A 25,884-nucleotide genomic window follows, 5' to 3' on the forward strand; every position below is an offset into this window, starting at 1 on the left:
TACTTAATTGACATCACCACCACGGTTCATTATTATTAATACTGTGTGAATAATCTTAAAAAAATAAAAAAAGGCGATAGTAATCATGACAAATACAATTTTGATTCCCGTCGCAGTTGCTATTATTTCAATTTTATTGGGAACAGGTATTGGATATGCTATTCGCAAGAATGGCTGGGAAAAAAGAGCGCAAAATGCTCAAAACGATGCCGACCATATATTAACCGAGGCAAAAGCACAAGTAGATGCTGCAAAAGCTGAAGTCAACGCACAAAAGCAAGCAGCAGATGCTTTAAAGCAAAGTGCACAAAACACGAAAAAAGAAAAAATTCTTGAAGCTCAAGAAAAGATTCAAGAATATCGACAAAAAGTTGAGGATGAGTTAAACGTCAAGCGCGATGCGATTGCACGTGATAATAACCGTTTACAGCAAAGAGAAGATACTCTTAATCACAAGAATTCTTTGATGGTAGAAAGGGAGGATGAACTCAAGGAAAAGGAAAAGCAGCTAGCTAAAGAGCAAACTGATCTAGATCAAAAAGTTCAGGAAGCTGATGAACTAGTTGAAAAGAGCCAGCAAAAGCTCTATGAAATTGCTCATTTAGATAAGGAGCAGGGTAAGAAACTGGTGCTGAGTCAATTATCAGATGAGTTAGTCAAAGAACGAGCAGAAATGATTAGAAACAGTAATGAAGAAGTTCAAGCTAAAGCTGATCATTATGCACACAAAGTTATTATTGACGCAATTCAAAGCAGTTCTGCCGATACTGTGGCAGAAACAACGGTGTCGGTTGTAGATTTGCCAAATGAAGAAATGAAAGGACGAATTATTGGTCGTGAGGGCCGTAATATTCGCTCCTTTGAGGCACTTACTGGAATCGATTTAATAATTGATGATACACCGAAAGTTGTTACTCTAAGCGGTTTTGATGCAATCAGACGAGAAATTGCCAAACGAGCAATGGAACGTTTGATCAAGGATGGCCGGATTCACCCAGCTCGAATTGAAGAGATGGTTGATAAGGCACGTAAAGAAGTTAATGATGATATTTATGAAGCTGGAGAGAGCGCTTTAATGGAATTAGGAATTCATAAAATGAATCCTGAGCTTGTTAAAATACTCGGTCGGCTAAAATATCGAACTTCTTACGGTCAAAATGTTCTTGGCCATTCGATTGAAGTTGCAAAACTAGCCGGAACAATGGCGGCTGAACTAGGTTTAAATGAGAAATTAGCGGTTCGCGCGGGATTATTACACGATATTGGAAAAGCCATCGATCATGATATTGAAGGGTCACACGTTGAAATTGGTGTGGAATTGACGAGAAAGTATCATGAACCAGATGTTGTTGTTAACGCAATTGCAGCGCATCACGGGGATGTACCGAAGTTATCGTTTATTGCTGAATTAGTTGTTGCAGCAGATACGATTTCATCGGCTCGTCCAGGTGCCAGGAGTGAAAGTTTAGAAAATTATATTAGAAGATTGACTGAACTGGAAAAGATTGCTAATAGATATGATGGGGTTAAGCAGGCATATGCCATTCAGGCTGGACGTGAAGTTCGGGTAATGGTTGAACCAGAAAAAATTTCTGATGATCGCATCACGGTATTGGCACGTGATATCCGAAATCAAGTTGAAAAAGAGCTTGATTATCCTGGTAATATTAAAATTACAGTTATTCGAGAGAAACGAGTAGTTGCAGTTGCAAAATAAATAAAAGGTTGAACTTTTGTAGTTCAACCTTTTTTGTTTGTTCTAAAATAAAACTAAAAGCATAATTGTTGGCGCGTTTAAGCATAAAATTGCACCAAAAAGCATATTTTAAAAAAATGAAAGGGTATACAATACGAATTAGATAGGAGGACAATGATGGATCAAGCAGTCGCTAAAGATCTAAAAGGCTTTTTGCAAGAACTAGGATATCCGTTTGATTCTATTTCAGCTTTGCTAGATTCTGGAAATATGACGCGTTATTTTAATTCAAAGTGGCTAAAAAGTTCACATTCATTTGCCATATTAGATCAAAAAGCAACTGATGAGCAGCTGTTAGCTTGTAGTGATGTAAGCAATATTTACCAATTTGTTCCTCCTTATTTTGCCGCGCTATCTAGTAAAAACGGGTTGCAGGCAATCGAACGGCTTTCATCATACGAGCAATTAATTGGGCCAATTGAGATTGGTACTTTCAAAGAGGGGGAAAAGCTAAGAGTTCATATAAGCTATTTAGATGATTCGCGGAAAAATTCAAGGTTTAGTCTATTGGTGGATCAAATCTCATTGATTAGTTTGCTTAGGACTGGGACCGGTAAACTAATTAAGCCATTGTCAATTGGCAGTAAATTTAATTATGGTAAGAAAATAACTGAATACTTAGGACTTAGCGCCCAAAGCTGCCATGATAATTACTTGGTTTTTAGTAAAAGCGATCTGTTAAAACCATTTTTAACCCAAAATGATATTATGTGGAATTTTATGGAACCAGGATTAAAAAAATATATCAGTGACTTAAAGGTTGATCCACCATTCAAGGCAATAGTGCAGAATACCTTGTTTAAACTAATTGCTGGCGGGAATTTTCAATTAAAAGATGTTGCTAATGCGTTAGAAATATCACCGCGAACTGTTCAACGATGGTTAAAAAATGAGGGAACAAGTTATAAAGAGCAAGTTAATGAAGTCCAAAAAATTTTGGCACTTAATTTGTTACAGGATGCGACACTAAATACAGCTGAAGTCAGTTTTTTAGTCGGTTTTAACAATGTGACTACTTTTTACAAAGCATTTAAAAGGTGGACAGGGAAAACTGTCCTGAAATACCGACACCAAATGATTATTAATAAAAATAGTATTAATGCCGCTAGCTAATTATGCAAAAAGAGGATAGAAAAATGTTTTTGCAAGATAATGATTCATGGAATGCAGTTTATGATGTGGTTGTAGTTGGTTTTGGTGGTGCTGGGGCAACAGCAGCTCGGTTTGCAGCGGATAACGGGGCCAAGGTTCTTTTAGTCGATAGCGCACCTGAAGGACATGAAGGTGGTAATACCCGTTATTGTGGTCAAATTGTTCAGGCAGGATATGATTATGATCAATTGAAAAAGTATTACCAACAATTAACTTCCCCGCTTGATTTGGATGAAAAAGTTTTAGATACCTTTATTAAAGGGATGGTGAATTTACCGGCTTATTTTGAAAAATATTTAGGCGGAAAAGCCTTTAGTGTTCGCAAAAATCCTGGAAATAAGAACGTAGCGCTTTTGGCATATATGATTGCTGAATACCCCGAATTTGATGGTGCGGAGACAAATGATGATCTCTTAATTCATGACCGAATTTTTGATGCAGCATTGTGGAAGAAACTACGGCAAAATGTACTAGACCGCAGTGATCAGATTTCGGTTTTATATTCAACGCCAGCCAAACACTTAATTCAAAATGAAACTAAAACAATTATTGGTGTTCAAATTGAAAATAATGGTCATTTGTTCAATGTTAAGGCTAAAAATGGTGTGGTTCTAGCATTAGGCGGCTTTGAAAACAATGACCAGATGATTCAAGATTATTTGGGAGAAACGAAACTTTTGCCATACGGCACTCTATATAACAAGGGCGACGGAATTAAGATGGCCATAGAAGTTGGTGCTGATTTGTGGCACATGAATAATTATGAACCAGGCGGTGCCGTTAATATTGCAGCGCCAAAAGGCGAACGTGCTCATAATATCATGGGCTGGAAAGCTTTGTTTGAGGGTTCATTAATTACGGTTGGTGATGACGGTACCCGCTATATTCCTGAAGATGATCCAACCCGTCATGGTCATCGCTATAACCATGGTTTATGGCGAATTCCCCTTGCTCAAATTCATCCGCATTTAATTTTTGATCAAAAGAAATATGACGAATTTTTGGCTGAAGATTTAGATAATTTCCAGCGCGAAGTTTTAAATAAAGTAGTTAAGTCTGACACAATTGCTGATTTAGCAAACGAAATTGGCGTTAAAGAAGAAACCTTACAAAACACACTTGAAACATATAATTTCTTTGTTGACCAAGGTGTTGATTACCAATGTGGTAGAAAGTCAGAAACGATGGCTAAACTTTCCCTGTCTGGCCCATTTTATTCCTTGAAACAGCAGCACACGATGCTTAATACTCAAGGTGGACCGAGACGAAATGAGAAGGCGGAAGTACTTGATACAGACCAGCAGGTATTACCACATTTGTACGCTGCGGGTGAACTAGGTCATATTGGCGCTAACCAATATAACGGCGGCGGAGATATTGCCGATTGCTTGATTTTTGGCAAGATTGCCGGTGAAAACGCTGCTAAACCAAAGGAAAACGATACTGTGACTGGGGCAAGCGAGCAAGTAAACGAGCAGGTCGATTCGACTTCGTTTCCAGTTCCTCTTGCAGCTGAAAAAGATTATCCAACCAGTAAAAATCAATATATTGGCAAATCAAGTAGCGGAATGGGTAATGAAATAGTTGTCCGGGTAACTGTAGATGAGCAACAAAAGCCGGCTAAAATTGAAGTTCTCAAGGAAAGTGAGTCACCTGATTATGGCGGTCAAGCAATTAAGCAGCTTCAAAAACAAATGGTAAAAGATAAGACTGCAAATGTTGATGTTGTATCTGGTGCTACTTCAACAAGTCGGGCATTTAAGGAAGCCGTCAGTGCTGCTTTAAAGCAGGCTAAATAAAATTAAAAGAGGCAAAAAATGGCTAATTTAAAAGACGGAATTTATCATGGCAGCGGTTCTGGCAATCGTGGCGAAGTCAAGGTATCCGTAACTGTAAAAGATAACCAGATTAAGGCAGTTCATGTTGATGATCAAAATGAAACCGAAGGTATTAGCACAGACGCACTTAAAAAGGCACCGGAATTGATAGTGGCTAAGCAGTCTTACAATATTGATGCCGTAACTGGTGCTACAATTAGCTTTCAGGCTGTCGAAAAAGCTGTCAAGGACGCTTTGCTTAAAGCGGGAGATCCTAGCGGGCTTGATCAGAAGATTGATTTGCGAACAGCTAAACAAGAAGATAATGAAGATTATCGCTATCTTGATCCAGACAAAATCCACTTTGAAAAAGAAACTGAGGTATTAATAATTGGTGCAGGCGCTGCTGGTCTTGCAGCCGCTATTTCTGCTCGGCAAAAGGGCAAGGCGGTTATTTGCCTTGAGTATGCATCAAGCTACATGTTGTCAGATATGACCTTATCAGGCGGTTATTATAATGCAGGTGGCGGTACAAGCTTGCAAAAGGCCCAAGGAATTACGGATTCAAAGGAAAATTGGAATAATTACTTAAAGGCAGTTGGTCAAGGGTATGAAGATCCCGATATGCGTGAAGTAATCGTTGAACACGGTGCTGAAGATTATGAGTGGTTGGCTAATGATGTCGGAGTTAACTTTCAGGAAGTTCAGCAAATCGGTAATGAAGAAGCAATGAAAAAGTATGCTGTTCCGGCAGCACGTTCACACTTGACTGTTGAAAAAAGTGGCTACGGTCTTTCCAAACCTTTATTCAAGCGTGCTCAAAAATTAGGTACTGAGTTTATTTTTAATATAACAGCAGAAAGTTTAATTACCAATCAAAATAACCAAGTTATTGGCGTGCATACCAATAAAGGCAATTACCGCGCTCAAAGCGTGATTGTTGCTACTGCTGGTTTTTCGCGTAATAAGGAAATGCTCAAAAGTTTTGCCCCAGATTTTGCAGTAGGAGAATCATATGGCTCAATTAGGCAAATGGGCGATGGAATTCGAATGGGTGCACAAATAGGTGCCAAGCTAAAAGATATGTGGATGCCGATTGCCAATTCAATTGGAACACAATCTGGTGATAATGTTTGTATTGGACCTTTATGTACTGCTTGGACCAAGCCTTATATTTGGGTTGGTACTGATGCTAAAAGACATTTTCGGGAAGACATGTATTTTGAATTTGCTTCTAAAAAAATTGCCAGTCTGGATCAAGGTTTTGTGTGGTTACTTTTTGATGAGGGAATGGCAAATGAAATGCCGACAGCCTTTTCTGCCCCGGCCGCTTCGCCACATTTGAAACGAGAAGTTGAAGATGGCTATTTTAAAAAGGCAGAAACCATTAAGGCTTTAGCTGAACAGATTGGGTTAGATCCGACCATTTTGCAGGCAACGATTACTAAGTGGAATAATGATGTTCTTAAAGGGCAAGATACGGAATTTGGCCGTGAAAAAGACCTGACGGCTTTTAAACCACCGTATTATGTTGCTAAATTAGCTCCTTCAACTCCAGATATGGCAGGAGGATTAAGCATCAATCGGAGAGCTGAAGTTTTGGATAATCAAGATAGGTCAATCGCTAATCTGTACGCGGCTGGCAGTACTACTGGTGGTTGGCGCGGCATGACTTATCCTGGCTGCGGCATGGGCATTACCAACGCAATTGTTTTTGGTCGTATTGCTGGTGTTAGTGCGGCAAATAATGCAACTAAGAAAGTCGATGCCAGTTCTGGTGCCTCGCAGCACGACTAATAATAAAAGTGGATTCGTCAAGAATCCACTTTTAAGTTAATCATTAATATTTAGTCGGTAAGCTTTTAATCAGCTTTGGTGGGAGTGATTTGTACATTTTTGATCAAGTCTGTATAATTAAAGCAACTAATTTATGAAAGTAGCCGACTATGTATAAAATTATCGTTGAATTATTTTTCTTAGTGATCATTCAAGCAGCAATCACGCCATTTATTCGTAGACTTGCCTTTGTTTTAGGGGCTGTTGATGTTCCTAATAAGCGGCGGGTTAATAAAAAGCCGATGCCCACTCTTGGTGGACTAGGCATTTTTGTTACTTTTAATATCGGGGCGTTTATTTTGCTGCGTGAGCAATTCCCTACACATGAGGCTTTTAGTGTCCTTTTGGGCTCAAGTGTTATTGTGCTGACAGGGATAATTGATGATATTCTCGAACTTAAACCGCGCCAAAAAATGTTTGGTATTTTTATTGGCGCCCTGATTATCTATTTCTTGGCCGGAATTAAGATGAACGTTCTCAATCTCCCGTTTGTAAATAAGCAGATTGATTTAGGCTGGTGGAGTTTACCAATCACGATTTTTTGGATTCTGGCTTTAACTAACGCCGTCGATTTAATTGATGGTCTTGATGGCCTGGCTGATGGCGTATCAATGATTTCGCTTATTACGATGGGGATTGTCGGCTACTTTTTCCTGCATACCAACCAGCTGTATATTCCAATTGGCTGTTTCATGTTAGCTGCCTGTTTGCTGGGCTTTTTGCCGTATAACTTTCATCCAGCCAAGATGTTCTTGGGTGATACTGGGGCACTGTATATTGGTTTTATGATTGCTGTTTTTTCACTTAAAGGGTTAAAAAACGTAACTTTTATCTCAATGCTAGTGCCAGTCACGATTTTAGGTGTACCAATTACTGATACTATTTATGCAATGATTAGGCGTAAACTTAATAATCAACCAGTTTCGCAGGCAGATAAGCACCACTTGCATCACCAACTGATGAAAATGGGGTTAACGCACCGGCAGGCCGTTTTAGCAATCTATGCGATTTCGTTAATTTTTTCATTTATTTCCCTGCTGTTTTTATTGTCACCCATATGGGGAATGTGGCTACTGATAGCAGGATTAGCTTTAGCACTTGAACTATTCGTTGAGTCAATAGGTTTACTGGGAGAAAAATATAAACCTCTGCTAACGTTGATACAAAAAATTATCAGTTCCCGCAGTAAGAAAGATCCAACTGTTGAAGTATGGCATCTGGGGCAGGCTAAACCAGAACAATTAAAGAAGAAAAATAAAAAGGACTAATTTAGTCCTTTTTTTAGTGCTCATGATAATGATGGTCGGTAATTTCGATTTCGTTATACCGCTTTTCACCCTTAGTAAAAGTTACTTTGCCCGCAAGTAAGTTGCTTAACTTTTCTTCTAACTCAGCATGCTCTTGTTCATTAATAAAAAGATGAATTACAACATCTACGCCATAAGTGATTTTTTCAACGTAAATTTGCTCGTTTGTCAAAAAATGATTTACTTCATCAAAGCGATTATAGGCTACATGAAAACTAAGTTCTTGCTGCAATACGCGCTTGACAACGCCGATTGCCTCAGCTCCCTTAGTAACACTGTTAGAGTATGCGCGGATTAATCCACCTGCACCCAGCTTGATGCCCCCAAAATAGCGGGTAACTACTACCGTGACATTTTTGAGTTTCATGAGCTGCAATGCTTTTAATTCTGGGACGCCGGCCGTTCCCGATGGCTCACCATTATCACTGGCTTTCACATGATCGTCGTTTAGTCCGATAGTATATGCAAACGTGTTATGAGTTGCATCGTGGTATTTTTTGCTGACCGCCGCAATTACTTTTTCTGCGTCCTCAACTGTTTCAGTGCGGGCTAATGTTGCGATAAAGCGACTTTTCTTAATCACTATTTCATGCCAACCATTTTCTTTGATGGTTAAATAATTTTCTTCTTTAGTCAAAAAATTTTGCCCCCTTTTTGCGTACTTAATAGCGGAGGAGAAAAATAATGGAAAATTTATCAAATCTCGCTGGCCGCCAATGGATTAGCAGTCACAAGGATTTTAGCATAATTGCGGGATTAACCAAAACCAGTGCAATCAGTGCTGGTCACTGTAACCGTTGTGGAGCAAAAATTTACGCCCATTTGCCTAATAAAAAACGATATTGCCGTGAATGCATTGGAATTGGGCGAATAGTCGAAGGAGATTTTTTAATACGTTATCAAAATGAAGTGAGTTTTCCTATAAGAAAAAATGGTGGCTTAACCTGGACTGGTAGATTAACTGGTGCACAAGCAAAAATTGCGCATAACTTAGTAACAAATTTTCGGTCAAAACAGGACACCTTAGTTCATGCAGTTACAGGGGCAGGAAAAACCGAAATGCTTTTTCCGGTAATTGCTGAATGTATTGCGCAGGGAAAGCGCTGCTGTATCGCAACACCACGCATTGATGTTGTCAATGAGCTCTTTCCACGTTTTCAGGCGGCTTTTAGCGAAATTGAGATTGGCAAATATCATGGTCGAGAATTTAAGCAGCCTGGACTGGAGCAATTGACAATTTGTACTACGCATCAACTGCTTAAGTTTTATCATGCTTTTGCTTTATTAGTGATTGATGAGGCAGACTCCTTTCCCTACGTTGAAAATCGCCAGCTTCATTTTGCTGCTAAAAATGCTGTTAAGAACAACGGCGTGCGTGTTTATTTGACGGCAACGCCAACTGCTGACTTGTTAAGTGAAGCAAAAGCCGGCAAGATTGACATATTGCGTTTAAACAGGCGATTTCATGGTGGCCTTTTACCCGTCCCAAGAGAACAGTTATTTTTAAAGCCGTTTTTAGCACATGGCAAAATTCATCCCAAACTGTTAAAAGCAATTATTACTGCGCTTAAAAAGGGCCATCCTTTATTATTATTTGTTCCGCGAATTGACCAGATACCCGATTACATAGCCGCCCTGAAAAAAGTAAAAATAATTAATCAGGTAAAGATGGCGGGCGTCTGGGCCCAAGATAAGAATCGCTTGCGTAAAGTGCAGATGCTTCGAGACGGCGAATTACAACTGCTCGTGACGACAACGATTTTGGAAAGAGGCGTAACGTTTAAACATGTCTGGGTAATTATTGTTCAGGCTGACGATCAAATTTATACTGCGGCTAGTTTGGTTCAAATCGCAGGTCGAGTTGGTCGGGCGCAAGACGATACTACTGGGTTAGTTTTGTTTTGCTACCGCAAATATACCAAAAATATTCGGGAAGCTAAGAACCAAATTGAGGCGATGAATAAATGAGAAGATGTCTGCTTTGTGGGCAAAAGTTTGCCGCCCAGCTTTCTTTGCGTGAGCTTTTCCTATTATCCAAAAAGCCTGAGCAAGTTATTTGCTTTCATTGCCGGAGCAAGTTTGTGCAGCTAAAAAGTTCGCGTTGTCAAATTTGTTCCAAAGAATTAGATTCAGGTCAAATCTGCTCAGATTGCGAAGCCTGGAAGAGAAAATACACAGGAAACTTGCTTAGAAATTATGCCGTTTTTAGGTATAATGATGCCTTTCACGAATTGATGGTGAATTATAAACGTTATGGCGATTATATTTTAAGAAAGGTCTTACAAGAATTATGTTGGCAGGAATTGGGAAAGCACCGAGCAGATTTTTACGTACCAATTCCGACGGCACCAGAACATATACAACAGCGGCAATTTGATACAATCAGTGCGATTTTTGCCGATTTAGTTCCATTGACAACAGTTTTAGGTAAAAAAAGTGGAGTAAAGGCTCAGGGGGAAAAGACGCGTAAGGAGCGCTTATTGAGTAAACAGAGTTTTTTTGTACTAGAAAATACTAATATTAATTTTAATTTTAAAAAAGTTTTACTTTTAGATGATATTTACACAACTGGCAGGACGCTTTATCATGCTCGAAATGCTCTTTTAAGGGCTTTCCCTCAAGCTAAAATAGCAAGCTTTTCGATTTGTAGGTAGAATAATGTTGTTCAGCGCTTTCAAGTTTTGTTATAATGTAAATAAGAAAAGACTGCAGGGTGCAGTTGAAAGGAGAATCTCATATGTTAAAGTATAATGTTCGTGGTGAAAATATTGAGGTAACTGATGCTTTAAGAAGTTACGTTGAAAAACGCCTGAAGAAATTAGAAAAGTATTTCGACTTGAATCAAGATATAATCGCCCATGTAAACCTGAAGGTTTATCGTGATCGGACTGCTAAAGTTGAAGTTACTATTCCACTTCCATACTTAGTATTGAGAGCAGAAGAAACAACTGATGATATGTACCGCAGTATCGACTTTGTTTCTGAAAAACTAGAAAGACAAATAAGAAAATATAAGACCCGGGTTAACCGCAAGAGTCGTGAAAAGGGAATTAGTGATTTCTTTGTTGAAAGTTCTGAAGAAGAGACTAAAGATAAAGAAGCAAGTGAATTCACGATTGTTCGTAACAAGCAAATTGGTTTGAAACCAATGAGTCCTGAAGAAGCTATTTTACAAATGAACATGCTAGAGCATGATTTCTTCGTATTTCAGGATGCTGAAACAAATGGTACTAGTGTTGTCTATCGCAGAAATGATGGTCGTTACGGCTTAATTGAAACAAAATAAATAACTGCTATTTAAGTGAGGACCTCACATTTAGTGTGAGGTCTTTGTTTTGTTTATTTTTAATTTAGGGTCAATCATGGTAAAATTATCATGTGTTTTTATACTTAAGTACATATAAGGATCGATTAAATGGTAAACATTTTAAAGAAACTATACAATAACGATAAAAGAGAACTAAAAAAATTCGAAAAGATTGCTAATAAGGTAGAAAGTCATGCTGACGAATATGCCGAACTTTCTGACGAAGACTTGCAGGCAAAGACACCTGAATTTCGTGAACGCCTTGAAAAGGGTGAATCATTAGATTCATTAATACCTGAAGCTTTTGCCGTTGCACGTGAAGGGGCAAAACGGGTATTAGGTCTGTATCCATTCCACGTTCAAATTCTAGGTGGGATTGCCTTGCATTATGGTAATATCGCTGAAATGATGACCGGTGAAGGTAAGACTTTAACCGCGACAATGCCCGTTTATTTAAACGCGTTAACTGGTAAGGGTGTTCACGTTGTAACTGTCAACGAATACTTGTCTAGCCGTGATGAAGAAGAAATGGGTCAGTTATATCGCTGGCTTGGTTTAACTACTGGCTTAAACCTTAATGCTATGTCACCTGATGAAAAACGCGAAGCTTATGAATGTGATATTACTTACTCAACCAACTCAGAATTAGGCTTTGACTATTTGCGTGACAACATGGTCGTTTATAAAGAGCAAATGGTTCAGCGTGAACTTAATTACGCTATTATCGATGAGGTCGATTCGATTTTAATTGATGAGGCCAGAACGCCTTTGATTATTTCTGGTGAAGCTGAACAAGCAAATGGCGATTACATTAGAGCAGACAGATTTGTAAAGACACTCAAAGAAGATAAGAGTGATGATGATGTCGAAGACGAAGAAGATCATGGCGATTACAAGATTGATTGGCCGACGAAAACAATTTCTTTGACCAGAACGGGAATTCAAAAAGCTTGTGATCACTTTGGCTTAAGGAACCTTTATGATGTGGAAAACCAAAAACTGGTTCACCATATTGACCAGGCTTTGCGGGCTAACTACATCATGCTTAAGGATATTGATTACGTTGTCCAAGATGGTGAAGTATTGATCGTTGATTCATTTACTGGACGGGTAATGAAGGGACGTCGCTATTCTGATGGACTTCACCAAGCAATTGAAGCTAAAGAAAATGTTAAAATTCAGGAAGAATCAAAGACACAGGCGACGATTACTTACCAGAACCTCTTTAGAATGTATAAAAAGCTTGCAGGAATGACCGGTACCGCTAAGACTGAAGAAGAAGAATTTCGTGAAATCTACAATATGCAGGTAATTACGATTCCAACTAACCGTCCTGTAATCAGAAAAGACCGTTCGGATATTTTATATCCAACTTTATCTTCAAAATTTGCAGCAGTTGTAGATGAAATTAGAGAACGTCATGCAAAAGGCCAACCTGTTTTAGTTGGTACTGTTGCCGTCGAAAGTTCAGAACGCCTAAGTAATCTTTTGGATAAAGAAGGCATTCCACATGCAGTTCTTAATGCCAAAAACCATGCTAAGGAAGCTCAAATTATTATGAATGCCGGACAACGTGGTGCGGTCACAATCGCAACTAACATGGCTGGTCGTGGTACTGATATTAAATTGGGGCCTGGAGTAAAAGAACTGGGTGGACTTGCAGTAATTGGTACTGAAAGACATGAATCGCGAAGAATTGATAATCAGTTGCGTGGCCGGTCCGGTCGACAAGGTGATCCGGGTGAAACCAGATTTTACCTGTCACTTGAAGATGATTTGATGAAACGCTTTGGTGGCGAGCGCGTAAAAGATTTCTTGGACCGCTTATCGGATAATGATGATGATAAAGTGATCGAGAGTCGTTTAATTACTCGTCAGGTTGAGTCTGCTCAAAAACGTGTTGAAGGTAACAACTATGATACGCGTAAGCAAACTTTACAATATGATGATGTTATGCGTATTCAGCGTGAAATTATTTACGGTGAACGGATGCAAGTTATCGAAGAGGAAAACTCTCTTAAAGATGTTCTGATTCCAATGATTCGTCGTACAATTAATAGTCAAGTGGACATGTTTACTCAAGGTGACCGTAGTAAGTGGCGCTTAGATTCATTGCGTGACTTTATTAGCTCAAGTATTCTTTCTGAAGAGCAAACAGAAGAAATTGACTTCAAGACAATCACTGTCCCTGAATTAAAAGAAAAATTATACAATGAAGTTGAAGCTAACTATCAGGAAAAGGCCGACGTTTTAGCAGACCAAGCGCAAATGTTGGAATTTGAAAAGGTAGTTATCCTTCGGGTGGTTGATGAACACTGGACTGATCATATTGATGCGATGGATCAATTACGGCAATCGATTAGTTTGCGTGGATATGGTCAACTTAATCCTTTAGTTGAATATCAAGATTCTGGCTACAATATGTTTGAAGAAATGGTCTCGAATATTGAGTTTGATGTGACTCGGTTATTCATGAAAGCTGAAATCAGACAAAATCTTAGTCGTTAACAGGTAAGGTTGAAGAGAAAGCAGCTGCTTTCTCTTTTTTACTTTTTAATTAATTGGGAGAGATTTAAAATAAATGGAAATTAGTGAAATTCAAAACCAATTGGATGAATTAAAAAAGCGGTTAGACCACTTTAGGGGGTCGCTTTGACTTAGATTCGATTGACGAAACAATTGCTGTCAATGAAAGCAAGATGCAGGAGCCTTCTTTTTGGGATGATCAGGACAAGGCGCAGCAGTTAATCAGCGCAACCAACTTATTAAAAGAAAAGCGTGATTCATTTTTAAACTTGCAAGAAAACTATCAAAATGAAATTACCGCCTTGGAATTATTGCGTGAAGAACCTGATTCTGAATTGCAAAAAGAAGTTGAAACTGACTTAGAATCTTTACAAAAAGATTTTCATAATTACGAAATGGATCTTCTTTTGGCAGGAAAATATGATGGTCATAATGCACTGCTTGAAATTCACCCAGGAGCAGGTGGAACAGAAGCAATGGACTGGGGCCAAATGCTATTACGAATGTATCAACGTTATGCGGATAGCAGGGGATTTAAATTTGAAATTAATAACTATGAGCCTGGTGAAGAAGCCGGTCTTAAAAGTGTTAGTGTCAGAATCAGTGGTAAGAATGCCTATGGCTTGCTAAAATCTGAAAACGGGGTTCATCGGCTAGTTCGTATTTCGCCGTTTGATTCTGCTAAGAGAAGACATACGTCTTTTGCATCTGTCGAAGTTATTCCGGAAATTGACGATAGTATTAAAATTGATATTAATCCTAAAGATTTAAGGATTGATGTTTATCGTTCTAGTGGCGCGGGTGGTCAACACATCAATAAAACTTCCAGTGCGGTTCGAATAACACACCTGCCGACCGGATTTGTAACGACTTCGCAAGCTCAGCGTTCACAAATTCAAAACCGTGAGACGGCAATGAATGAACTTCGCGCAAAGTTGTTTCATTTAGAAGAAGAGAAAAAGCGGCAACATAAGCAAGAACTTAAGGGTGACCAAAAGGAGATTGGCTGGGGCTCACAAATTAGATCCTATGTTTTTCATCCTTATAATTTGGTTAAAGATTTACGAACAGGCTATGAAACTTCGGATACAAGTGGTGTAATGGATGGGAAATTGCAACCATTTGTTTATGCATACTTGCAATGGTTGCTTAGTCAAGATAACCCAGAGTAGGTGAAAAAATGAGTTTTTGGGGAATTGTTGGTATTGTCTTAGTGGCAGTGATAATTCTATGCGTGATTTTTGCTTTCTTTCATCTTTTATTTATCCTTTTGCCTGCAGTTATAGTTATTGCGGGGATTCTTTGGCTTATTAATCATTTTACGAAAAAAGATGATGACCGGCCTCATGGTCCCGACTTTGATAACTGGAATGATTGGTCTGGCAATTCTCAGCAACCAAGTGACCGGCCTAAAAGAAAAAAGGTTCGCAATGCGCATACAAAAGATGTTGATAAATAAGCTAAGAGGAATGCAAAATGGCTAATGCAGTTAAGTTAAAGAATTTAATTCGCGATAATAAAATTACGTATGTTGTTAAAGGAAGTCAATATATTGATGACCGTGCAATTATGGTTTCTGATATTTATCGGCCAGGACTGGAACTGACAGGATATTTTGATTTTTATCCTAAAGAAAGAATCCAACTTTTGGGCCGAACTGAAATTTCATATGCTGCAAGGCTTGATCATGAAAGTTTAGTTAATGTCTTTAAGCGACTATGTACTCCCGAGACGCCGTGTTTCTTTATTTCACGTTCTCTTCCAATTCCGAAAGAATTAATTGAAGCAGCCGATAATGCGGGAATTCCCATTTTATCTTCAACAGAATCAACCACTTATGTTTCAAGTGTGTTAACTGAATATTTGCGTGAGCGGTTGGCAGTTAGGGACACAATTCATGGTGTCTTGGTTGAAGTAAAAGGATTAGGCGTTTTACTGACTGGCGATTCAGGTGTTGGAAAGTCCGAAACGGCTTTAGGTTTAATTCACCGCGGGCATCGCCTAATTGCAGATGACCGGGTAGATGTTTATCAAAAAGATGTGGAAACAGTCGTTGGTGAAGCACCCCAAATTTTAAAGCATTTGATGGAAATTCGGGGGATCGGAATTATTGATGTCATGGATTTATTCGGTGTTGGCGCAGTTAAAAATCGTGAAACTATCCAGTTAGTCATCAAGCTCGTTAATTGGGACAATAAGGTCAATTATGATCGTCTTGGCTTTGAGGAAAGCAAACGCGAGATCTGTAATGTTGAGGTACCGCAAATTACGATTCCAGTTAAAGTTGGTCGGAATATGGAAGACATAATTGAAATTGCTACTATGAACTTTCGTGCTAAACGGATTGGCTACAATGCAACAACAACTTTTGACAATAATTTAACTGCTTTGATTGCTCAGAATTCAAAAGATAATTCAACCAAAAAAGCAAAGGATGCGGATAAATGATCGGAACAATCAGCCCGATAGCCTTTAACTTGGGCGGTTTAAGTGTAAAATGGTACGGCGTAATCATGGCAGCAGCGATAATTTTAGCTGTTTCGATGGCCATGATAGAAGGAAAAAAACGGCAGATTGAAAGTGACGATTTCTTAGACCTGCTTTTATGGGCCGTTCCACTTGGCTATGTTGGGGCCCGTTTGTATTACGTAATTTTTGAATGGGGTTATTATGCTAAACACCCTGATCAAATTATTGCGATTTGGAATGGTGGTATTGCAATTTATGGGGGCTTGCTGGCAGGTTTGTTAGTTTTACTAGTTTTTTGCTATAAAAGAATGTTGCCGCCTTTCTTAATGCTTGATGTTATTACCCCTGGCGTGATGGCAGCCCAAATTTTAGGTCGCTGGGGCAACTTTTTTAATCAGGAGGCTCATGGTGGTCCAACAACCTTGCATTTCTTGCAAAGCCTGCATTTACCTAGCTTTATTATTGAACAAATGAAAATTGGTGGAGTTTATTATCAGCCTACCTTTTTATACGAATCGTTTTTCAATTTAATTGGGTTAATCTTGATTTTAGCTTTACGACATAGAAAGCATTTGTTCAAGCAGGGTGAAGTTTTTATGCTTTACCTAGGTTGGTACTCAGTTGTGCGCTTTTTTGTTGAAGGGTTAAGGACAGACAGCCTTTACCTGACGGCGGGAATCAGAGTTTCACAATTGCTTAGTTTGATTTTGCTAATCGTGATTGTTGCACTTTTTATTTACCGCCGCAAAGTTGTTAAGCCAAAGTGGTATCTTGATGGTAGTGGATTGAAATTTCCATATTCAAGAGATTAATAAAAATATATTTAAAAGAAAGTCTGGAAGAAAAATGACAAAAATTACAGTTTTAGGTGCTGGTTCATGGGGCACGGTTTTAGGTTCAATGCTAGCTGACAAGGGCAATGATGTAATTCTTTATGGCAACAACGAAGCTGTTAATCAAGAAATTAATGAGCATCATACTAACGAGCACTACATGAAAGACTGGGAGGTCAATGAAACCGTTACTGCTACAGAAGATTTGAATAAAGCCTTAGAAAATGCAGAAGTGATTCTTTTCGTTTTGCCAACGCAAGCGGTTCGAATCGTGGCTAAACAGGCAGGTCAGATTTTAGCTAAAGGGGGACGTAAGCCACTTATCGTAACTGCTACTAAAGGAATTGAACCAGGCTCTAAAAAATTGATTTCGGAAATTCTAACTGAAGAAATATATCCTGAAGATGAAGACCTTATCGTTGCTATTTCAGGTCCAAGCCATGCTGAAAGCGTAGCCCAAAAAGACTTAACGGCAATTTCATGTGCTTCAACAAGTAAGAAAAACGCTGAAAAAGTTCAAGAAATGTTGTCAAATGATTATTTCCGTTTGTACACTAATAGCGATTTGATTGGTGTTGAAGTTGCTGGGGCAGTTAAGAACGTTATTGCAATCGCTGCTGGAATTTTAGTTGGTAAAAAATACGGTGACGATGCTAAAGCAGCTTTAATGACTAGAGGCTTGGCAGAAATTACGCGTTTAGGAGTTAATTATTTTGGTGCTGATCCGATGACTTTTAGTGGGTTATCCGGAATTGGCGACTTGATTGTTACTTGTACATCTGTTAATTCACGTAACTGGCGCTGCGGTAAGCAATTGGGTGAGGGCAAGTCACTTGATTATGTCTTGAAAAATATGGGACAAGTAGTTGAAGGTGCAACGACCGTTAAGGCAGTTCACGAACTTTGTGAAGAAAAACAGATTGATATGCCAATTAGTGAAGCTATTTACCGTGTTTTATATGAAAATTCCAATGTTGATGATGAAATTAAGCAAATGATGGGTAGAAGTCCAAAACAGGAAATTAGACTTTAGTCTATTTCCATTGTAAGATTTACTTACGAAAAATAAGTTTTTAAGGTGGAAATATGACAAAGAAATATGATGTAATTGTTATTGGAGCAGGTCCTGGCGGATTAACAGCAGCTTTATACGCTTCACGGGCTAATTTATCGGTCTTAATTTTAGATCGCGGCCTTTATGGTGGTCAGATGAATAATACTGACGCGATTGATAATTATCCCGGTTTTAGCGAGGTTAAGGGTCCTGAATTAGGCGAAAAAATGTATAATTCGACGATGAAATTTGGCGCTGAATTTGAATACGGTGATGTTCAATCTGTTACTCTTGAAGGCAATGAAAAGATTGTTAAGACAGATACAGCTGAATATTCAACGCAGGCTTTAATTATTGCTACCGGTGCTGATCATCGTCACCTAAACGTTCCCGGGGAAGAGGAATATTCTGGTAAAGGTGTTTCCTATTGTGCCGTTTGTGATGCCGCCTTTTTCAAAAATGAGGACATTGCAGTTATTGGTGGTGGTGATTCCGCGATTGAAGAGGGAATTTATCTTGCCCAGAGCGCAAAATCTGTTACAGTTATTCATCGTAGAGATCAATTGCGTGCACAACCGACTTTGCAGAAACGGGCTTTTGCCAACGATAAAATTCATTTCATTTGGAATGGCATTACGGAATCGATCGATGGTGATGGCAACCGCGTAACTGGTATAACTTATCGTGATAAGATTTCAGGCGAAGAAAAGAAACTAGCTACTCGCGGCGTTTTCATTTACGTTGGCGTTATTCCCCAAACAGCACCATTTAAAGATTTGGGCGTAACTGATCAAAATGGTTGGATTCCAACAGATGAACATATGAGAACCAAGGTTGCCGGCATTTTTGCATTAGGTGATGTTAGGGCAAAAGACTTGCGCCAAATCGCTAATGCTGTTGGTGATGGTAGTGTTGCTGGTCAAGAAGCATACAATTATTTACAGAGCTTAGATGATTAATAATTAAAAAGAAGAATTCAGTTAGTTGGATTCTTTTTTATTTTATGCAGAAAGCATAATTGATAAATGCTAGAATATAAATTATAAAACCGAATTATTAAATCAGATAACTTAAAAAAGAGGTCTATATTTTAAATGAACGCTGAGAAAATTTTTCAAAGCTGGCAAGAGGCTACTAATATGCCTGACTACTTAAAAGAACAATTGGCAGAATTAGGCCAAGATTCAAAGTGGATTGATGATGCTTTTGGTCAAGACATTAATTTTGGAACCGCAGGGATGCGTGGCCGCCTTGAACCTGGAACTAATCGAATTAACCTTTTCACTGTTTCGCGGGTGACGGAAGGTCTTGCTCGCTTAATTGATGAAAATGGCGTGAAGGCCCAAAAAAGAGGCGTTGTGATTTCGTTTGATTCACGCTATCACTCGCGAGAATTTGCAGAGCACGCTGCCCGTATTCTAGGGACTCATGGGATTCATGTTTATCTTTTTGATGATTTGCGCCCCACGCCCGAGCTGTCTTACGCTGTCCGACACCTCAACACGTTTGCCGGAATCAATATAACCGCTTCGCACAACGCCAAGCAATATAACGGTTATAAGGTTTATGGCGAAGATGGTGCTCAAATGGGTCCAGAAGACGCTGATCGGGTTTTCCATTATGCTCAAAGTGTAAAAGATCTTTTTCAAATTAAAGCACAGCAAGTGGAAGTATTGCGCGCCAAGGGCTTGATAGAACTAATTGGGGAAAATATTGATGAAGATTATTTGGCTGAATTAAAGAGGGTCAACGTTAACCGCAAGTTAATTAAGGATAATGCGCCAAAATTATCTATTATCTATACCCCTTTACATGGGACCGGTAAGATGCTTTATGAACGAGCATTTCGGCAAAATGGTTTTACGAATGTTTTTCCAGTTGAAAGCCAATCAATTATTGATCCGGAATTTCCAACTACCAAAAAGCCTAATCCCGAATACCGAGATGTTTTTGATCCTGGAATTAAGTTGGCAAATGAAAAAAAGGCCGATTTGATTATTGCAACTGATCCTGATGCTGATCGAATGGGAGCATGTGTTAGAACCAAAAACGGTGATTTCCAAGTTTTGACGGGGAATCAAATTGCAACATTAATGATCTATTACCTTTTAGTAAATATGAAAGATAATAATCAATTAGCGTCAGACTACGAACTAGTTACTTCAATTGTTTCGAGCAGTATGCCGGGCAAAATTGCGCAAGATTTTGGCATCCGAACTAAGGAAGTTTTAACCGGATTTAAATTTATTGGTGAAGAAATAGACCGCATGAAACGTGAACATGATGGTAGATTCTTAATGGGCTTTGAAGAAAGCTATGGCTATTTATTTAAGCCATTTGCCCGTGATAAGGATGCCATGCAGGGTGCAATAATGTTTGCTGAAGTTGCATCTTATTATGCTTCACGTGATATGACAGTTTTGGATGGCTTAACTGAAATTTGGCAAAAATACGGAACTTCTTTTGAAATTACTCGTGCAATTGAAATGCCAGGAATTGGTGGTCAAAAGAAAATGGCACAATTAATGACCAAACTAAGGCAAGAGCGTCTGACAGAAATAGCTGGAATTAAGGTAAAAAAAATTCAGGACTTTTTAGAACAAAAGGAATTTAGTGCTGGACAGGTAAAAGAGTTAGCTGATCTGCCAAAATCAAATGTTCTTAAATATTATTTGTCAGATCAAACTTGGCTGGCTTTACGTCCTTCAGGAACAGAGCCGGTTATTAAGGCTTATGTGGGTGTAAACAAGCCAACTATTGCTTTAGCAGAAAAAGCAGCAGAAAATTATCAAGCAACATTATCACAGTTATTGAAATAAGACAAAAGACGTGCGAAAGTACGTTCGATGTAGTAAAATAGAATACGCAAAATAAAAGTTGGGCTATTTTGTCCAACTTTTTTACGAGGAGCTTTTCTATGATTAAACGACAAGATAACCGTAAATTTGAACTTGTCTCCAAATTTAAGCCGGCTGGTGATCAAGAGCAGGCGATTGATAAACTGACAAGTGGTTTTAAAAAGGGATATGAAGAACAAATTCTTGAAGGTGCTACTGGTACCGGTAAGACGTTTACAATGGCGAATATAATTGCCAATTTAAATAAACCTACTTTGGTTATTTCACATAATAAGACTTTAGTGGGACAGTTGTATGGCGAATTTAAGGAATTCTTTCCTCATAATGCCGTCGACTATTTTGTTTCATACTACGATTATTACCAACCGGAGGCTTACGTTCCGCAATCTGATACTTATATTGAAAAGGATTCATCAATTAATGATGAAATTGACCAACTGCGCCACCAAGCAACTAGTGATTTGATGGAACGAAACGATGTTATTGTAGTTGCCTCAGTTTCATGTATTTACGGGTTGGGTGATCCTAAAGAGTATTCGGCCAGTGTGATTACGGTGCATGAGGGTGATGACTATGGCAGAAATACTTTGCTGCGTAATTTAGTTAACATTCAATATGATCGTAATGATATTGACTTTCAGCGTGGTCGCTTTCGTGTGCGTGGGGATGTAGTTGAAGTCTTTCCAGCCGGCAATTCTAATCATGCTTACCGAATTGAATTTTTTGGTGATGAAATTGATCGAATTGTCGAAATTGATTCTTTAACTGGTGAAATAATTGGTGAACGCGAAAGTATCTCCTTATTTCCGGCCACGCACTTTATGACTAACGAAGAACAGATGCGTCGGGCTCTCAAAGCAATCTCTAAAGAAATGAAACTCCAAGTAAAAGATTTTGAAGGTAAAGGCAAGCTTTTAGAGGCTGAACGAATTAAGCAGCGGACTACCTTTGATATGGAAATGATGGGAGAAGTTGGTTACACAAGCGGTATTGAAAACTATTCTCGTCATATGGAAGGGCGTAAAGAAGGCGAACCGCCTTATACTCTGCTTGACTTCTTCCCTGATGATTTTCTAATTTTAATTGACGAGTCTCATGCCACTATGCCTGAAATTCGGGCAATGTATAACGGTGACCGCAACCGGAAAAAGACTTTGATTGATTATGGTTTTCGTTTACCATCAGCTTTAGATAACCGGCCCTTAAAAATTGATGAATTTGAAAAGCACGTTAATCAAATCCTCTATGTTTCCGCTACTCCCGGTGATTATGAGCTAGAACGTACTGATCACAAGGTCGAACAAATTATCCGGCCAACGGGCTTGCTTGATCCTAAAATTGAAGTTAAACCGGTTGAAGGTCAAATTGATGATCTTGTAGGTGAAATTAACAAACGAATTGACCGCAATGAACGGGTTTTTGTAACCACTCTAACTAAAAAAATGGCAGAAGATTTGACAGACTACTTAAAGGATCTAGGTATTAAAGTTCAATACCTGCACTCGGATGTTAAAACGCTAGAGCGAATGCAAATATTGCGTGATTTACGGTTAGGTAAATATGATGTATTAATCGGAATAAACTTGCTTCGTGAAGGAATTGATGTGCCAGAGGTGTCTTTGGTAGCAATTCTAGATGCGGACAAGGAAGGCTTTCTTCGGGCATACCGGCCATTGGTTCAGACTATGGGACGTGCATCACGAAATTCAGATGGTGAAGTAATAATGTATGCTGATACTATCACTGATTCCATGCGCGAAGCCATTGATGCTACGCAAAGAAGACGTAAGCTGCAAATTAAGTTTAACCAAGACCACGGCATAACACCTAAAACCATCGTTAAGCCAATTCGTGATGTTATCTCTGCAACTAAGGTGGCTGACGAAGTTAGCGATAATGACAGCTTTGCTGACTTGAATTTTGATGAACTAACAGCTAAGCAAAAGAAGACTATGATTAAGGATCTGCGCAAGCAGATGCAAGAAGCTGCGAAGAAGCTCGACTTCGAGGGAGCGGCAACTTTAAGGGATGCAATTATGGAACTTGAAAGTTCCACTAGGAAACCAGTTACTAAAAAGGGAAATAAAATAAATGGCAAATGATAAGATTGTAATTCGCGGAGCGCGCGAGCACAATTTAAAAGATATAAATCTATCAATTCCAAAGGATAAAATGGTTGTAATTACTGGCTTGTCGGGTTCAGGTAAGAGTTCACTTGCTTTTGACACCCTCTACGCTGAAGGTCGGCGCCGTTATGTTCAATCATTATCCAGTTATGCTCGCCAATTTTTAGGGCAAATGGATAAACCAGATGTTGATTCAATTGATGGCTTGAATCCAGCTATTTCAATTGATCAGAAAACGACATCGCATAATCCACGTTCTACGGTTGGAACCGTAACTGAAATTAACGATTACCTGCGTCTGTTATGGGCACGTGTTGGTCAACCAATTTGTCCAAATGACGGGACAGTAATTGAACGGCAATCAGTTGAGCAGATGGTAAATCGCATCATGGCTTTGCCAGAACGGACACGAATTCAGCTTTTGGCACCGGTAATCAGATCTAAGCGCGGAGCACATAAAGAAGTGTTTAAACGTGTACAACGAGCTGGTTATGTCCGTGTAATTATTGACGGTGAAATGCATGAAATTGGTGAAGACTTTGACTTGGATAAGAACAAGCGTCACTCAATTGATATTGTGGTTGACCGGTTAATTGTAAAAGAGGGCATTCGCTCACGCCTTTTTGATTCAGTTGAGGCTACTTTGCGCCTATCTGAAGGCTATATGAACGTTGACATAATCGGAGGAGATACGCTTAACTTTTCTGAATATTATGCTTGTCCGAAATGTGGCTTTACGGTTGGTGAAATGGAACCGCGGCTATTCTCATTCAATGCACCATTTGGTGCCTGCCCAGACTGTGATGGATTAGGTGTTAAGCGTTCAGTTGATGAAGACCTAGTTGTTCCTGATAAAAGTAAAACGCTAGCTGAGGGAGCAATTGTACCGTGGAAAAACTCCAAATATTATGGGGGCATGCTTGAACAGGCATGTCAAGGCTTAAAGATTCCAATGGATAAGCCATATAATAAACTCACTAAAAAGCAAAAAGAAATGCTGATGCATGGTTCTAAAAAAGAAGTTGCTTTTCATTTATCAGGTGAATTTGGCGTTAAAGATACAAAAGCACCTTTTGAAGGCGTAATGGAAAACGTTGAACGTCGTTATGTCAACCCGATGTCTAAGTTTATGCGTGACATTATGGGAAAATACATGACGGAAATGACTTGCGGAACTTGTCACGGAAAAAGGTTGAACCAGAAGGCCTTAGCCGTAAAAGTAATGGGTAAAGATATCGCTGAGGCGTCGGAACTTTCGATCAATAAAGCACTAGACTTTTTTAACAATATTGAGCTTAATGAGCAAAAAAGCATTATTGCTAAACCAATCCTAAAAGAGGTTCGCGATCGGTTATCCTTTTTGAACAGTGTTGGCCTTGATTACCTGACTTTATCAAGATCAGCTAATACTTTATCTGGTGGTGAAGCCCAAAGAATTCGTTTGGCAACGCAGATTGGATCGAACTTATCAGGTGTTATGTACGTGCTTGACGAACCGTCAATTGGTCTGCATCAGCGCGATAATGATCGCCTCATTGCTGCTCTAAAGAGAATGCGTGACCTTGGTAATTCGTTAATTGTTGTCGAACATGATGATGAGACAATGAGGCAAGCCGATTACTTAATTGATATGGGACCGGGAGCAGGGTCATATGGCGGTGAAGTAATGGCTGCCGGTACACCTGAAGAAGTTGAAAAGAATCCTAAATCGCTCACTGGCCAATACTTAGCTGGTAAAAAGTTTGTGCCGGTTCCCCTTAAAAGACGTAAGGGCAATGGTAAGAAGATTACCATTACTGGTGCAGCAGAAAATAATCTGAAAAATCTTAAGGTAGACTTTCCTTTAGGTAAGTTGATTGTAGTTACAGGTGTTTCAGGTTCTGGAAAATCAACTTTAGTCAATATGATTCTTAAACGTGCTCTAGCACAAAAATTAAATCGTAATCAAACTAAGCCGGGAAAATATCGCAGCATTGCTGGTTACAAAAATATTGAAAAAATAATTGATATTGATCAAAGTCCAATTGGACGAACACCTCGTAGTAACCCAGCTACTTATACTAGTGTGTTTGATGATATTAGAGCTTTATTTGCGCAAACAAATGAATCTAAGCTTCGTGGTTATACAAAAGCGAGATTTTCATTCAACGTTAAGGGCGGTCGCTGTGAGGCATGTCGTGGTGACGGTATTATTAAGATCGAAATGAACTTTTTACCAGATGTTTATGTACCTTGTGAAGTTTGCCACGGCAACCGCTATAACTCCGAAACTTTGGAGGTAACTTACCGGAAAAAGAATATTGCACAAGTTCTCGATATGACAATTAGTGAAGCATGTGACTTTTTCAAAAATATTCCTAAAATTGCGCGGAAATTGCAGACAATAGTTGATGTTGGTTTAGGCTACGTCAAATTAGGGCAATCGGCTACGACTTTATCTGGTGGTGAAGCCCAAAGAATGAAATTAGCTGCTGAACTACAAAAGATTTCTACAGGTAAGAATTTCTATATTTTGGATGAACCAACAACGGGATTACATACAGATGACATTAAGCGTCTTCTTGATGTCATGCAGCGTTTAGTTGATCAAGGTAACACAGTCTTAATTATTGAACATAATCTTGATGTAATTAAGAATGCTGATTGGTTAATTGATCTGGGCCCAGAAGGTGGCGAAGGCGGTGGCAATATAGTTGCTACAGGTACGCCAGAACAACTGGCAAAAGTTAAGGAAAGCTTTACCGGACAATATCTTGCTCCCGTGCTTAAACGCGATACGGCATTAACTAAGCAGACCGTTAAAAAAGATAATAAATAGTATTTATTCTTATTCAAAAAGTGTA

General features: G+C 39.0%; 19 protein-coding genes. 18 read left to right on the plus strand and 1 reads right to left on the minus strand.

The features are described 5' to 3' along the window. The first annotated feature begins 85 nt into the window (after nucleotides 1-85). The 5 genes from rny (at nucleotide 86) to J3U69_RS01155 (ending at nucleotide 7,829) form a co-directional block, all read left to right on the plus strand. The gene (gene rny, locus J3U69_RS01135; protein ID WP_103752102.1) at nucleotides 86-1,717 is read left to right on the plus strand and encodes a ribonuclease Y; all 1,632 of its coding nucleotides are present in this window, start codon (nucleotides 86-88) and stop codon (nucleotides 1,715-1,717) included. A 156-nt stretch (nucleotides 1,718-1,873) separates the two neighbouring features. Beyond that, nucleotides 1,874-2,869 carry a helix-turn-helix transcriptional regulator gene (locus tag J3U69_RS01140; protein ID WP_267412773.1) on the plus strand — a complete coding sequence of 332 codons (996 nt, stop codon included), beginning with the start codon at nucleotides 1,874-1,876 and terminating at the stop codon, nucleotides 2,867-2,869. A gap of 23 nt (nucleotides 2,870-2,892) precedes the next feature. After that, complete coding sequence (locus J3U69_RS01145) at nucleotides 2,893-4,707, plus strand: FAD-dependent oxidoreductase (protein ID WP_267412774.1); 1,815 nt, start codon at nucleotides 2,893-2,895, stop codon at nucleotides 4,705-4,707. 18 nt (nucleotides 4,708-4,725) lie between these two features. Next, on the plus strand, nucleotides 4,726-6,522 hold the full coding sequence (locus tag J3U69_RS01150; RefSeq protein WP_267412775.1) for an FAD-dependent oxidoreductase: 1,797 nt from the start codon (nucleotides 4,726-4,728) through the stop codon (nucleotides 6,520-6,522). Between the two features lie 149 nt (nucleotides 6,523-6,671). Beyond that, nucleotides 6,672-7,829: a glycosyltransferase family 4 protein gene (locus J3U69_RS01155; RefSeq protein ID WP_267412776.1), complete on the plus strand. Its 1,158-nt coding sequence runs from the start codon at nucleotides 6,672-6,674 to the stop codon at nucleotides 7,827-7,829. Nucleotides 7,830-7,842: 13 nt separating this feature from the next. On the opposite strand, the gene J3U69_RS01160 is transcribed toward J3U69_RS01155, so the two are convergent. Continuing rightward, nucleotides 7,843-8,505: a YigZ family protein gene (locus J3U69_RS01160; RefSeq protein WP_267412777.1), complete on the minus strand. Its 663-nt coding sequence runs from the start codon at nucleotides 8,503-8,505 to the stop codon at nucleotides 7,843-7,845. A 47-nt stretch (nucleotides 8,506-8,552) separates the two neighbouring features. Here J3U69_RS01160 and J3U69_RS01165 point away from each other — a divergent pair, with 47 nt between their 5' ends. The 13 genes from J3U69_RS01165 (at nucleotide 8,553) to uvrA (ending at nucleotide 25,859) form a co-directional block, all read left to right on the plus strand. Further along, entirely contained in the window at nucleotides 8,553-9,836 is a 1,284-nt protein-coding gene (locus J3U69_RS01165) for a DEAD/DEAH box helicase (RefSeq protein ID WP_267412779.1), read from the plus strand. Beyond that, on the plus strand, nucleotides 9,833-10,522 hold the full coding sequence (locus J3U69_RS01170) for a ComF family protein (protein WP_267412780.1): 690 nt from the start codon (nucleotides 9,833-9,835) through the stop codon (nucleotides 10,520-10,522). Before J3U69_RS01165 ends, J3U69_RS01170 begins: the two co-directional genes overlap by 4 nt. An 83-nt stretch (nucleotides 10,523-10,605) precedes the next feature. Then, nucleotides 10,606-11,154, plus strand: a complete 549-nt coding sequence (hpf, locus tag J3U69_RS01175) for a ribosome hibernation-promoting factor, HPF/YfiA family (RefSeq protein WP_267412781.1) — start codon at nucleotides 10,606-10,608, stop codon at nucleotides 11,152-11,154. A 129-nt stretch (nucleotides 11,155-11,283) separates the two neighbouring features. Then, nucleotides 11,284-13,683, plus strand: coding sequence for a preprotein translocase subunit SecA (secA, locus tag J3U69_RS01180; RefSeq protein ID WP_267412782.1), 2,400 nt, complete (start codon nucleotides 11,284-11,286; stop codon nucleotides 13,681-13,683). Between the two features lie 73 nt (nucleotides 13,684-13,756). After that, nucleotides 13,757-14,873 (plus strand): peptide chain release factor 2 gene (gene prfB / locus J3U69_RS01185; protein WP_220269380.1). Its coding sequence is split into 2 segments (ribosomal slippage): nucleotides 13,757-13,828 and nucleotides 13,830-14,873, totalling 1,116 coding nucleotides; the frame shifts between segments, so codons are not numbered across the junction. An 8-nt stretch (nucleotides 14,874-14,881) separates the two neighbouring features. Then, a complete protein-coding gene (locus J3U69_RS01190) occupies nucleotides 14,882-15,160 on the plus strand; it encodes a hypothetical protein (RefSeq protein WP_267412783.1) in 279 nt (92 codons plus the stop codon). 17 nt (nucleotides 15,161-15,177) lie between these two features. Continuing rightward, the gene (hprK, locus tag J3U69_RS01195) at nucleotides 15,178-16,149 is read left to right on the plus strand and encodes an HPr(Ser) kinase/phosphatase (RefSeq protein WP_267412784.1); all 972 of its coding nucleotides are present in this window, start codon (nucleotides 15,178-15,180) and stop codon (nucleotides 16,147-16,149) included. Beyond that, nucleotides 16,146-16,982 (plus strand): prolipoprotein diacylglyceryl transferase, encoded by an 837-nt coding sequence (gene lgt, locus J3U69_RS01200; RefSeq protein ID WP_103752115.1) that lies wholly within the window; start codon nucleotides 16,146-16,148, stop codon nucleotides 16,980-16,982. Before hprK ends, lgt begins: the two co-directional genes overlap by 4 nt. Before the next feature lie 34 nt (nucleotides 16,983-17,016). Further along, nucleotides 17,017-18,036 (plus strand): NAD(P)H-dependent glycerol-3-phosphate dehydrogenase, encoded by a 1,020-nt coding sequence (locus J3U69_RS01205; protein ID WP_220269383.1) that lies wholly within the window; start codon nucleotides 17,017-17,019, stop codon nucleotides 18,034-18,036. Between the two features lie 53 nt (nucleotides 18,037-18,089). Further along, nucleotides 18,090-19,016: a thioredoxin-disulfide reductase gene (gene trxB, locus J3U69_RS01210; protein WP_220269384.1), complete on the plus strand. Its 927-nt coding sequence runs from the start codon at nucleotides 18,090-18,092 to the stop codon at nucleotides 19,014-19,016. A 135-nt stretch (nucleotides 19,017-19,151) separates the two neighbouring features. Next, the gene (locus J3U69_RS01215) at nucleotides 19,152-20,876 is read left to right on the plus strand and encodes a phospho-sugar mutase (RefSeq protein ID WP_267392844.1); all 1,725 of its coding nucleotides are present in this window, start codon (nucleotides 19,152-19,154) and stop codon (nucleotides 20,874-20,876) included. A 98-nt stretch (nucleotides 20,877-20,974) separates the two neighbouring features. Then, nucleotides 20,975-23,017, plus strand: a complete 2,043-nt coding sequence (gene uvrB, locus J3U69_RS01220) for an excinuclease ABC subunit UvrB (protein ID WP_267412785.1) — start codon at nucleotides 20,975-20,977, stop codon at nucleotides 23,015-23,017. Continuing rightward, nucleotides 23,007-25,859, plus strand: coding sequence for an excinuclease ABC subunit UvrA (gene uvrA / locus J3U69_RS01225; protein WP_267412786.1), 2,853 nt, complete (start codon nucleotides 23,007-23,009; stop codon nucleotides 25,857-25,859). Before uvrB ends, uvrA begins: the two co-directional genes overlap by 11 nt. The last annotated feature ends 25 nt before the right edge of the window (nucleotides 25,860-25,884 follow it).

The organism is Lactobacillus sp. B4026 (assembly GCF_026535825.1).
Taxonomy (GTDB): domain Bacteria; phylum Bacillota; class Bacilli; order Lactobacillales; family Lactobacillaceae; genus Lactobacillus; species Lactobacillus panisapium.